The organism is Alteromonas naphthalenivorans (assembly GCF_000213655.1).
GTDB classification, from domain to species: domain Bacteria; phylum Pseudomonadota; class Gammaproteobacteria; order Enterobacterales; family Alteromonadaceae; genus Alteromonas; species Alteromonas naphthalenivorans.
Genome location: NC_015554.1, coordinates 34,521 through 46,914, shown reverse-complemented (window position 1 = coordinate 46,914; position 12,394 = coordinate 34,521). Strand labels below are relative to the sequence as shown.

Annotated in this window: 3 protein-coding genes, 2 tRNA genes and 4 rRNA genes; 2 read left to right on the top strand and 7 right to left on the bottom strand. The window is 45.4% G+C overall.

Annotated features, from left to right (window positions below):
- Positions 1–279: 279 nt before the first annotated feature.
- Positions 280–1,813, bottom strand: a 16S ribosomal RNA gene (locus AMBT_RS00200).
- 1,433 nt (positions 1,814–3,246) lie between these two features.
- On the opposite strand from AMBT_RS00200, the gene AMBT_RS00195 reads away from it, so the two are divergent.
- Together AMBT_RS00195 and AMBT_RS00190 are read left to right on the top strand one after the other, a co-directional pair.
- Positions 3,247–3,987: a putative quinol monooxygenase gene (locus tag AMBT_RS00195; protein WP_013782539.1), complete on the top strand. Its 741-nt coding sequence runs from the start codon at positions 3,247–3,249 to the stop codon at positions 3,985–3,987.
- Between the two features lie 84 nt (positions 3,988–4,071).
- Complete coding sequence (locus AMBT_RS00190) at positions 4,072–5,178, top strand: NHL repeat-containing protein (protein WP_013782538.1); 1,107 nt, start codon at positions 4,072–4,074, stop codon at positions 5,176–5,178.
- A 66-nt stretch (positions 5,179–5,244) separates the two neighbouring features.
- On the opposite strand, the gene AMBT_RS00185 is transcribed toward AMBT_RS00190, so the two are convergent.
- The 6 genes from AMBT_RS00185 to AMBT_RS00160 form a co-directional block, all read right to left on the bottom strand.
- Positions 5,245–6,144: a LysR family transcriptional regulator gene (locus tag AMBT_RS00185; protein ID WP_013782537.1), complete on the bottom strand. Its 900-nt coding sequence runs from the start codon at positions 6,142–6,144 to the stop codon at positions 5,245–5,247.
- 309 nt (positions 6,145–6,453) lie between these two features.
- Positions 6,454–6,569, bottom strand: a 5S ribosomal RNA gene (rrf, locus tag AMBT_RS00180).
- A gap of 183 nt (positions 6,570–6,752) precedes the next feature.
- Positions 6,753–9,743, bottom strand: a 23S ribosomal RNA gene (locus tag AMBT_RS00175).
- Between the two features lie 483 nt (positions 9,744–10,226).
- Positions 10,227–10,302 (bottom strand) — tRNA-Ala (locus AMBT_RS00170).
- Between the two features lie 57 nt (positions 10,303–10,359).
- A tRNA-Ile gene (locus AMBT_RS00165) sits at positions 10,360–10,436 on the bottom strand.
- A 207-nt stretch (positions 10,437–10,643) separates the two neighbouring features.
- Positions 10,644–12,176: ribosomal RNA gene (locus AMBT_RS00160) — 16S ribosomal RNA — on the bottom strand.
- Together the 16S, 23S and 5S rRNA genes with 2 tRNA genes alongside form the textbook arrangement of a ribosomal RNA operon.
- Positions 12,177–12,394: the final 218 nt, after the last annotated feature.

The window sequence follows — 12,394 nt, the reverse complement described above, 5'->3', positions numbered from 1 at the left end:
TTGCCGATTGGCACGCTTTTCAACGCTTTTTCGATAACAAGCAATTCAAGTCAAGTAGAGTAGTAAGTACGTCTTTCGACTTCTCAATTACTCAAATTTTGATTGATTTACTAATTAAATATCAGCTTTCCAAATTGTTAAAGAACATAATGCTTTCAAAGAAAGCACTTAAGTTTGATTTCACAATCAAACTTAAGCGCTCTAAGGCACATCTTTAAACTATTAAACAAAACAATCTGTGTAGGCACTACACTAACAATGTCACCATCGACATTTTGGTAAGGAGGTGATCCAACCCCAGGTTCCCCTAGGGTTACCTTGTTACGACTTCACCCCAGTCATGAAACACAAAGTGGTAATCGTTCTCCCGAAGGTTAAACTAACTACTTCTTTTGCATCCCACTCCCATGGTGTGACGGGCGGTGTGTACAAGGCCCGGGAACGTATTCACCGCAGTATTCTGACCTGCGATTACTAGCGATTCCGACTTCATGGAGTCGAGTTGCAGACTCCAATCCGGACTACGACATACTTTAAGGGGTCCGCTCCACATCACTGTCTCGCATCCCTCTGTATATGCCATTGTAGCACGTGTGTAGCCCTACACGTAAGGGCCATGATGACTTGACGTCGTCCTCACCTTCCTCCGGTTTGTCACCGGCAGTCTCCTTAGAGTGCCCAACTAAATGCTGGCAACTAAGGACAAGGGTTGCGCTCGTTGCGGGACTTAACCCAACATCTCACGACACGAGCTGACGACAGCCATGCAGCACCTGTGTTTGAGTTCCCGAAGGCACGAAACTATCTCTAGTAACTTCTCAACATGTCAAGTGTAGGTAAGGTTCTTCGCGTTGCATCGAATTAAACCACATGCTCCACCGCTTGTGCGGGCCCCCGTCAATTCATTTGAGTTTTAACCTTTGCGGCCGTACTCCCCAGGCGGTCTACTTATCGCGTTAGCTTCGCTACTCACGGCTTAAAGCCACAAACAGCTAGTAGACAGCGTTTACGGTGTGGACTACCAGGGTATCTAATCCTGTTCGCTACCCACACTTTCGCACATGAGCGTCAGTCTTTGGCCAGGGAGTCGCCTTCGCCACTGATGTTCCTCCAGATATCTACGCATTTCACCGCTACACCTGGAATTCCACTCCCCTCTCCAAGACTCTAGTCTGCCAGTTCTAAATGACCGTCCCAGGTTGAGCCCGGGGCTTTCACATCTAGCTTAACAAACCGCCTGCGTGCGCTTTACGCCCAGTAATTCCGATTAACGCTCGCACCCTCCGTATTACCGCGGCTGCTGGCACGGAGTTAGCCGGTGCTTCTTCTGTTGTTAACGTCACGGCTAGCAGGTATTAACTACTAACTTTTCCTCACAACTGAAAGTGCTTTACAACCCGAAGGCCTTCTTCACACACGCGGCATGGCTGCATCAGGGTTTCCCCCATTGTGCAATATTCCCCACTGCTGCCTCCCGTAGGAGTCTGGGCCGTGTCTCAGTCCCAGTGTGGCTGATCTTCCTCTCAGAACAGCTAGAGATCGTTGCCTTGGTGAGCCTTTACCTCACCAACTAGCTAATCTCACTTGGGCCTCTCTTTGCGCCGGAGCCTAAGCCCCGTTTGGTCCGAAGACATTATGCGGTATTAGCAGTCGTTTCCAACTGTTATCCCCCTCGCAAAGGCAAGTTCCCAAGCATTACTCACCCGTCCGCCACTCGACATCATCTAGCAAGCTAGACATGTTTCCGTTCGACTTGCATGTGTTAGGCCTGCCGCCAGCGTTCAATCTGAGCCATGATCAAACTCTTCAATTAAATATATCGAATATGAATCGTCGTTGTGTGACACTCTTAATGAGTGCCCACACAGATTGTCTTGTCTAAATTGTTAAAGAACTATCGTGCAAAAATCATAATGCGAAGCATTCTGTTTTTGCGCAAGGAGGACTAACACTACATATAGTTGCTTAGACTTCCTCACCTCACCCGAACGGCCATTGCCTTTTTGATGAGTGCTTCTCTCGAAGCGGGAGGCGTATAATACGCTTCTTGTTTTCAGTGTCAACGTTTTTCGTAAATTTCTTTTCGAACCGTTGTTAACTCCGTAGAGCTAATGAAAACCGCTTCTCGTTATTGTTGCCAACTCCTTGAAGCGAGGCGCGCATTCTACGCGAATCAGCTTTTGGATCAACACTTTTCTTAAAATAATTTTATAAAGTTTTCCAAACTAGCTATTCGCCCTCTTTTACACCGGTTTAAGGCTGATTACGCTTTCTTACTTTATTGCTAACCACACGTATATTGTTAGCAGCGTACTACTCACTTCTCTATGTCGTCATAAACCGTCATAGCTCATAATCAATTGTATAGACTTGGTTCACCCTATGTATTCTAAATACGTCATTACCCACAAGTAATCGCTAAGACAGCCACTGTACTTACTGTGTTTAACTTCATCTAGGATTTGCCAGGTGACTTAATAGAGATAAATTATCATCTAGAGTACGGGCGGAAGATTGTCTGACTAAGAAGGTTTTAGTACTTAAAGCCTGTTACTACCTCTTCTCATTACAGTAACTTTTACTTTGAATTAACCAGCTTCTCTAATAATGCTTCTATCCGCTGTGTACTTTGCAGTAGTAAGGCAAAGTCGTCGTTAGTATTTGTCTTTATCAAAGTGAAACAAGATATTACCGGTTTAATGTTTAACCTCAGACGTCATCTGTTCATAACATGACTCATTTGCGCCTACCTTAGTAGATTTACGTTACATAAGTAGCTTTACATCAATTCAACCGAGTGTAGCAAAATTCTATTTCTCACTAGGCTTTCATAGGCAATTTCTGTGGAATGTTTTTGGAATCGCTTGGTGTTCATACTGTTTACCTAAATAGACTTTAATTTGTAATTCTGAATCATAGGGCTCAATGGGACCTGGTAGTTCCATATGTGTCAATTGCGGACATTACGCACTTGTAATAGTCTCTTCGGCCTAAAACCCAAGGCGGACGTTCAGGGATTAATTATTTACCCGCATAAATCAGCGTTTCTGAATCAGCAGATTTTTTGCGTGAGTTACCATCTTACCCACTTCATTATCAACAAAATCTAAGAAGTTTTCACTGATTACCTTCATTATCAAAGCTAATTTCCTCTGTTAATCTTTCTTCCGTCGTTAACTTATCGACTCGATATAAAATTTTTATTAAGTCGGAAGAAATAGAGCTTCCACTAAATTGGAGAAAATCATGTTTACGAATTTTGGATGGATTGTTGAAGCAAAGCTTAAAGAGGGTGAGCTAGAAAACTTTAAAGCGGTAATGAATTCGCAAGTGAACCGTGCTTTGAATGAAAAAGGTACGCTCAACTATCAATATTACTTGTCAGACGCCGGCGATATTTTAGTTTACGAGCGTTTTGCTGATGCCGATGCATCACATGAGCATATCGAAAACTGGGATGCTCATGCAGAACGCTGGATTTCAGCGGCGGAACCAACACGCATGCTTCATCTTGGTGACTTGCCAGATGATGTTCGTGAACGTCATGCTTCGCTAGCACCTACTTGGTTAAAGCCTCTGGCTGGTTTTGCAAGAGAAGAGTATGAAGGCAGCCTAATTGAAAATGGAAACGATACTAGCTTCGAAAATTTTGGTTGGATTGTGGAGGCAAAACTGAATCAAGGCCAGTTCGAAGCATTTAAAGAAGTAATCAATTCTCAAGTTGCACGAGCCAAAACAGAAGAAGGCACACTAAACTATCAATATTACCTATCTGATGAGGGTGACATACTAGTTTACGAGCGTTTTCGAGATTTAGAAGCTTCTTTTATTCATATCGAAAACTGGAATGATCATGCCGAACGATGGATTGCAGCAGCAACACCCACCCGTATGGTACACCTAGGTGACTTACCACAAGAGCTACGTGAGATGCACGCTTCACTTTCACCACTACTACTGAAACCGCTTGGTGGTTTTGCAAAATAGTCAATCTTATGAGTAAGCCGATAAGAGCAATCTAATCGTTATCGGTTGTGTTTAGCAAATATGTTAACAATTTAAAGGTACGCCATGAAAATTCTAAACAAATATACAAATTTATTAAGTGTAGTGCTTACTATTGTTACGCTGTCAGCATGCTCTCAAACAGTATTAGCCCAGCAACAATACTCGCTGCAAGATTTACCTGCACAATTTAACTCTCCAGCAAGCTTTTCACTTGATTCAGATAACAATATTTTGTTCACATCACCTAACCTACATAACCAGACGCTTGTAGAGCAAGGTGTTTTAACTAAAGCGGCAGCTCCAACGATTGGGCTTATTGATAACAAAAATCAAGTGTCTGTGTGGTACACATTTAAACAACAGGATTTAGAGCCAAACAGCGGTGTTGTCACTCCCATGGGGATTGCTAAAGGTCCAGATGGAAACATCTATATTGCCGACATGCAATTATGGTTTGGCGGTGAGTCTCGTTTGCTTCGAGTGAATGTTATAGATGGTAAAGCCATTGATGTCGACGTTGTTGCAAAAGGGTTCTCATTTCCTAACGCAGTAGCGTGGAGGGGCAATGATGTGTTTATCTCTGATACGGTACTTTCAACTGAGAAAGGAATATCAACGACAAGTGGTGTGTATAAATTCAGGATAGATGAACTTAGCGCTGAAAATCCTTTACAGATTTCTAAATACCAGAGCAAAAACAACCACGACTCACACCTATTTGAGATCTTTGAATCAGACGGTAGCCTTGGCTTTGGTGCAAATGGCTTGGCAGTTGACGGGCAGGGCAACCTTTATACCGGTATTATGGAAGACGGTACCATCTACAAAAGCACTTTCAATGAAGATAGCTCTAAGCTTGAAACTACACTGTTTAATAAAGGTTTGATCGCAAGTGATGGCATCCAGTGGGATGCACCTTCTAATGCACTTTACATTACCGATTTATTTGATAATGCCGTTTACCGTATTGATATGAATGGCCAAGCTACATTGCTTGCCAAAAACGGAAATACTGACGGCAGTAATAACATGTTAGATGCGCCTGGAGAAGTTATTGTACGTGGTGGTATTGCCTATGTAACTAATTTTGACGCTGCATTTGGTACGCCAACTATGGTTAATACTAAACCAGATACACCTTTTACAATATCAGTAGTGCCTATTAAATAATCATCCCTACCGCGGTCATATTAATAAACGGCCAAATAAATTTGGCCGTTATATTGGAAAACTACTTCACTGTACCCTATCCCAGTATGGTGGGCTTCCATAACGCTCAGAAAAGTAATCTATAAACGCACGAACTTTAGGGGCAACCAATTTCGAAGAAGGGTAAACAGCCCATATAGAGGCATCAGCCTCTAATGGGTAGTCTTCAAGAATTTGGACTAAGGTCCCAGCTCGTAAATGCTCATAAGCAATCCATGTAGAGCACATTACAATCCCCATCCCGTTCACGCATGCATCGCAAACTGCTTTGCCGTTGTCCGTGGTAAAAGCCCCTCTTGTCTTAATATTTAATAGGCCCTTTGAGGTTCTAAACAGCCAATTGTCATTACCAATTAGGTTAATACAATTATGCTTTGGCAGTGCTTCAGGGGTTGCTGGCCTACCATGCTTTTCAAGGTACTCTGGTGAGGCACAGATAATTCTATTGTCTATAGCGAGTTTCCTGGCTATCAATGCAGAATCTTTAAGCTCAGCATTTCGGATTGCAATATCAAATCCCCCCTCAACAATGTCGACTATTGTATCGCTGAGACGAAGCTCTACAGATAAATCAGGAAAAATTCCCATAAATTCATTTAATGCTGGTATTAAATGTATATGACTAAAAGAAACCGGTGCTGTTATTCGTAATTTTCCACTGGGCTTAGCTCCCCCTCTCACCGACGATACAGCTATATCCGCTGACACAAGAACATCCCTAGCCTTTGGAAGAAATTCCTCCCCTTCATCGGTAAGCGATACTTTTCGAGTTGTACGATGTATTAGCCGAACACCCAGACTTTCCTCTAACTTACTAAGATGAGCGCTAGCCACAGCCGATGACAAGCCAAATTCAGCCCCAGCTTTAGATATATTTTGAGTGGCAGCTACCCGAGTAAATAGTTTTACATAGTCTAGATTTATCATTATTAGGGACAGAGTTAGGATTGAAGCATAAAAGTAATATTACTTTACCGTATCACTATAAAAATACATAAGCTAAGTTTACCTTTAGCCTTCTCTTGTTTGTGCTATAGCGAGTACTTTTATTTCTATCATGCATAAAAAAGGGCTATTCGTTAGGCTAGTTATCGTTGTGAAGCAATCGTTGTGAAGCAATCGTTGTGAAGCAATTTCTTTGAATGGGACTTGGCTTGCGGCATGCGCTAATACGTTTCACTTTCTATCACGCATAAAAAAGGGCTATCCGTTAGGATAGCCCTTTCTTCGAATGGGACCTGGCAGTGTGCTACTCTCACATGGGGAAACCCCACACTACCATCGCCGCTAATACGTTTCACTTCTGAGTTCGGAATGGGATCAGGTGGTACCGTATCGCTATGGCTGCCAGGAAAAACTGGTTGCAAACGCTTGTTTGCGTAATACCGACTTATTTAGTCCATATTACTTTAATAATTAACAATTTAGGAATTCTGATATTCACGTAATCAATCTTTGAGCACTGAGTACTACTACTCTCGTTGCTATTAGCTTTGTCTTACAACACTCAAGATATAAAGCCTCTTGGGCGTTGTATGGTTAAGCCTCTCGGGCAATTAGTACAGGTTAGCTTAACGCCTTACAACGCTTCCACATCCTGCCTATCAACGTCATCGTCTATAACAACCCTTCCGGACTTTAAAAGTCAGGGATGACTCATCTTTGGGCCGGCTTCCCGCTTAGATGCTTTCAGCGGTTATCCGTTCCGAACGTAGCTACCGGGCAATGCCATTGGCATGACAACCCGAACACCAGCGGTTCGTCCACTCCGGTCCTCTCGTACTAGGAGCAGCTCCCATCAATCATCCAACGCCCACACCAGATAGGGACCGAACTGTCTCACGACGTTCTAAACCCAGCTCGCGTACCACTTTAAATGGCGAACAGCCATACCCTTGGGACCGACTTCAGCCCCAGGATGTGATGAGCCGACATCGAGGTGCCAAACACCGCCGTCGATATGAACTCTTGGGCGGTATCAGCCTGTTATCCCCGGAGTACCTTTTATCCGTTGAGCGATGGCCCTTCCATACAGAACCACCGGATCACTATGACCTACTTTCGTACCTGCTCGACGTGTCTGTCTCGCAGTTAAGCTAGCTTATGCCATTGCACTAACCTCACGATGTCCGACCGTGATTAGCTAACCTTCGTGCTCCTCCGTTACTATTTGGGAGGAGACCGCCCCAGTCAAACTACCCACCAGACACTGTCCATAATCCCGATAAGGGACCAATGTTAGAACATCAAACATACAAGGGTGGTATTTCAAGGACGGCTCCACACAATCTAGCGACTGTGCTTCGAAGCCTCCCACCTATCCTACACATGTAGGTTCAATGTTCAGTGCCAAGCTGTAGTAAAGGTTCACGGGGTCTTTCCGTCTAGGTGCGGGTACACAGCATCTTCACTGCGATTTCAATTTCACTGAGTCTCGGGTGGAGACAGCGTGGCCATGGTTACACCATTCGTGCAGGTCGGAACTTACCCGACAAGGAATTTCGCTACCTTAGGACCGTTATAGTTACGGCCGCCGTTTACCGGGGCTTCGATCAAGAGCTTCTCCGAAGATAACCCCATCAATTAACCTTCCGGCACCGGGCAGGTGTCACACCCTATACGTCCTCTTGCGAGTTAGCAGAGTGCTGTGTTTTTAATAAACAGTCCCAGCCACCTGGTCACTGCGGCCCTCATCTGCTCAAGGAGCAAGTCCTATCACAAACAAGGGCGTACCTTCTCCCGAAGTTACGGTACAATTTTGCCGAGTTCCTTCACCCGAGTTCTCTCAAGCGCCTTAGTATTCTCTACCTGACCACCTGTGTCGGTTTGGGGTACGGTTCATATAATCATAAGTTTAGAAGCTTTTCCTGGAAGCAGGGCATCAACAACTTCACCACCGTAGTGGCTCGTCTCGCATCTCAGCTTTAAGAATCCGGATTTACCTAAATTCTCGGCCTACTTGCTTTCACTTGGACAACCAACGCCAAGCTTGCTTAGCCTTCTCCGTCCCTCCATCACTGATTATATAAGTACGGAAATATTAATCCGTTTCCCATCGACTACGCATTTCTGCCTCGCCTTAGGGGCCGACTTACCCTGCCCTGATTAGCATGGGACAGGAAACCTTGGTCTTCCGGCGTGGGAGTTTTTCACTCCCATTATCGTTACTCATGTCAGCATTCGCACTTGTGATATGTCCAGCAGACTTCTCAATCCACCTTCATCCACTTACACAACGCTCCCCTACCATACGTGTAAACACGTATCCGCAGCTTCGGTATATTGCTTAGCCCCGTTACATCTTCCGCGCAGGCCGACTCGACTAGTGAGCTATTACGCTTTCTTTAAAGGGTGGCTGCTTCTAAGCCAACCTCCTAGCTGTCTATGCCTTCCCACATCGTTTCCCACTTAGCAATATTTTGGGACCTTAGCTGGCGGTCTGGGTTGTTTCCCTCTTCACGACGGACGTTAGCACCCGCCGTGTGTCTCCCGGATAGTTCTCATTGGTATTCGGAGTTTGCAAAGGGTTGGTAAGTCGGGATGACCCCCTAGCCTTAACAGTGCTCTACCCCCAATGGAATTCGTCCGAGGCTCTACCTAAATAGATTTCGGGGAGAACCAGCTATCTCCCGGTTTGATTGGCCTTTCACCCCCAGCCACAAGTCATCCCCTAACTTTTCAACGTTAGTGGGTTCGGTCCTCCAGTTGATGTTACTCAACCTTCAACCTGCCCATGGCTAGATCACCGGGTTTCGGGTCTATACCTAGCAACTAAACGCGCAGTTAACACTCGCTTTCGCTACGGCTCCGCTATTCGCTTAACCTTGCTACTAAATATAAGTCGCTGACCCATTATACAAAAGGTACGCAGTCACCCCATCACTAAGCACCCTGCTTGATTTTTGGCGGTTTACCGTTGGCTGCTTCGCAGGTCAACGTTAACGCTTATCAAACGGTTGCACTTTGTGAGTCACATCACTAAAGGCACTTAGTGATGGGGCTCCCACTGCTTGTACGTATACGGTTTCAGGTTCTATTTCACTCCCCTCACAGGGGTTCTTTTCGCCTTTCCCTCACGGTACTGGTTCACTATCGGTCAGTTAGGAGTATTTAGCCTTGGAGGATGGTCCCCCCATATTCAGTCAAGATAACACGTGTCCCGACCTACTCGATTTCACAAAAACAAACACTTCGTGTACAGGGCTATCACCTTGTATCGCGCCACTTCCCAGAGGCTTCCACTACGTTCATAATTGCTTAAGGGCTAATCCCCGTTCGCTCGCCGCTACTAGGGGAATCTCGGTTGATTTCTTTTCCTAAGGGTACTTAGATGTTTCAGTTCCCCTCGTTCGCCTCGTTACACTATATATTCATGTAACGATACCTATAAATAGGTGGGTTTCCCCATTCGGACATCTGTGGCTCAAATGCATTTTGTCGGCTCACCACAGCTTTTCGCAGACTTACACGTCCTTCATCGCCTCTAACTGCCAAGGCATCCACCGTATACGCTTAGTCACTTAACCATACAACCCCAAATGGCCTTCGTTAACACTTCCTATTCTTCCTAAATTTTCCTCGTTCGCTCAGTTACATACTAAAAGTATGTGCCTTCGCTTACTCGTCGATTTAGTCGACTAGAAACTGTTACCTCGCCCATTGCACTAATAAGCACCGAAGTGTTATTAAAACAATGATTGAGCGAAGAACTCTCCCGCCTTTTGAAATCAGGACTGGATGAGATCTAACTCAGTTGTATGCATGACAAGCTAATCGTGAAATTGCCTTGCTATCTTCTTGCTAATCGGACTTGCCGATTGGCACGCTTTTCAACGCTTTTCGATAACAAGCAATTCAAGTCAAGTAGAGTAGTAAGTACGTCTTTCGACTTCTCAATTACTCAAATTTTGATTGATTTACTAATTAAATATCAGCTTTCCAAATTGTTAAAGAACATTCGCGGTAATCAATACCACTTTTAAATACACTTGTGTAAATGCACTTAAAAGTGGTGGAGCTAAGCAGGATCGAACTGCTGACCTCCTGCGTGCAAGGCAGGCGCTCTCCCAGCTGAGCTATAGCCCCATATGTAAAACTAGTTATCTGAGATTTAACTAGTGACATTCCCTATTTAATAAGAAATGGTAGGCTTGGGCAGACTTGAACTGCCGACCTCACCCTTATCAGGGGTGCGCTCTAACCAGCTGAGCTACAAGCCTATGCTTGGTATTTATCGCTCAACTGCCTCGCTACGAAACAAGTTCAGTTATAATCAATGATCATAAACTTAAACAAATTTCTGGCGGCGTTGCCTGACCGACAAATCCGCTGCGTAATAGTGTTTGTATTACATTTAGCGTTCTTCATTTAATAACAAAACAATCTGTGTAGGCACTACACTAACAATGTCACCATCGACATTTTGGTAAGGAGGTGATCCAACCCCAGGTTCCCCTAGGGTTACCTTGTTACGACTTCACCCCAGTCATGAAACACAAAGTGGTAATCGTTCTCCCGAAGGTTAAACTAACTACTTCTTTTGCATCCCACTCCCATGGTGTGACGGGCGGTGTGTACAAGGCCCGGGAACGTATTCACCGCAGTATTCTGACCTGCGATTACTAGCGATTCCGACTTCATGGAGTCGAGTTGCAGACTCCAATCCGGACTACGACATACTTTAAGGGGTCCGCTCCACATCACTGTCTCGCATCCCTCTGTATATGCCATTGTAGCACGTGTGTAGCCCTACACGTAAGGGCCATGATGACTTGACGTCGTCCCCACCTTCCTCCGGTTTGTCACCGGCAGTCTCCTTAGAGTGCCCAACTAAATGCTGGCAACTAAGGACAAGGGTTGCGCTCGTTGCGGGACTTAACCCAACATCTCACGACACGAGCTGACGACAGCCATGCAGCACCTGTGTTTGAGTTCCCGAAGGCACGAAACTATCTCTAGTAACTTCTCAACATGTCAAGTGTAGGTAAGGTTCTTCGCGTTGCATCGAATTAAACCACATGCTCCACCGCTTGTGCGGGCCCCCGTCAATTCATTTGAGTTTTAACCTTGCGGCCGTACTCCCCAGGCGGTCTACTTATCGCGTTAGCTTCGCTACTCACGGCTTAAAGCCACAAACAGCTAGTAGACAGCGTTTACGGTGTGGACTACCAGGGTATCTAATCCTGTTCGCTACCCACACTTTCGCACATGAGCGTCAGTCTTTGGCCAGGGAGTCGCCTTCGCCACTGATGTTCCTCCAGATATCTACGCATTTCACCGCTACACCTGGAATTCCACTCCCCTCTCCAAGACTCTAGTCTGCCAGTTCTAAATGACCGTCCCAGGTTGAGCCCGGGGCTTTCACATCTAGCTTAACAAACCGCCTGCGTGCGCTTTACGCCCAGTAATTCCGATTAACGCTCGCACCCTCCGTATTACCGCGGCTGCTGGCACGGAGTTAGCCGGTGCTTCTTCTGTTGTTAACGTCACGGCTAGCAGGTATTAACTACTAACTTTTCCTCACAACTGAAAGTGCTTTACAACCCGAAGGCCTTCTTCACACACGCGGCATGGCTGCATCAGGGTTTCCCCCATTGTGCAATATTCCCCACTGCTGCCTCCCGTAGGAGTCTGGGCCGTGTCTCAGTCCCAGTGTGGCTGATCTTCCTCTCAGAACAGCTAGAGATCGTTGCCTTGGTGAGCCTTTACCTCACCAACTAGCTAATCTCACTTGGGCCTCTCTTTGCGCCGGAGCCTAAGCCCCGTTTGGTCCGAAGACATTATGCGGTATTAGCAGTCGTTTCCAACTGTTATCCCCCTCGCAAAGGCAAGTTCCCAAGCATTACTCACCCGTCCGCCACTCGACATCATCTAGCAAGCTAGACATGTTTCCGTTCGACTTGCATGTGTTAGGCCTGCCGCCAGCGTTCAATCTGAGCCATGATCAAACTCTTCAATTAAATATATCGAATATGAATCGTCGTTGTGTGACACTCTTAATGAGTGCCCACACAGATTGTCTTGTCTAAATTGTTAAAGAACGTGGCCACTTAACGTAACCTCACCGTAAGCCGTTGCTTTTTGGTGACTCACTCTGTTTGAGCGAGGTGCGTATTATACGCTTGAAGTTTTCAGTGTCAACACTTTTTGAAAATTTATTTTCTGAAGTGTTTTCTTT

Coding starts and splice junctions, on each gene's coding strand:
- AMBT_RS00195 (WP_013782539.1), top strand. CDS start 3,247: ATGTTTACGAATTTTGGATGGATTGTTGAAGCAAAGCTTAAAGAGGGT.
- AMBT_RS00190 (WP_013782538.1), top strand. CDS start 4,072: ATGAAAATTCTAAACAAATATACAAATTTATTAAGTGTAGTGCTTACT.
- AMBT_RS00185 (WP_013782537.1), bottom strand. CDS start 6,144: ATGATAAATCTAGACTATGTAAAACTATTTACTCGGGTAGCTGCCACT.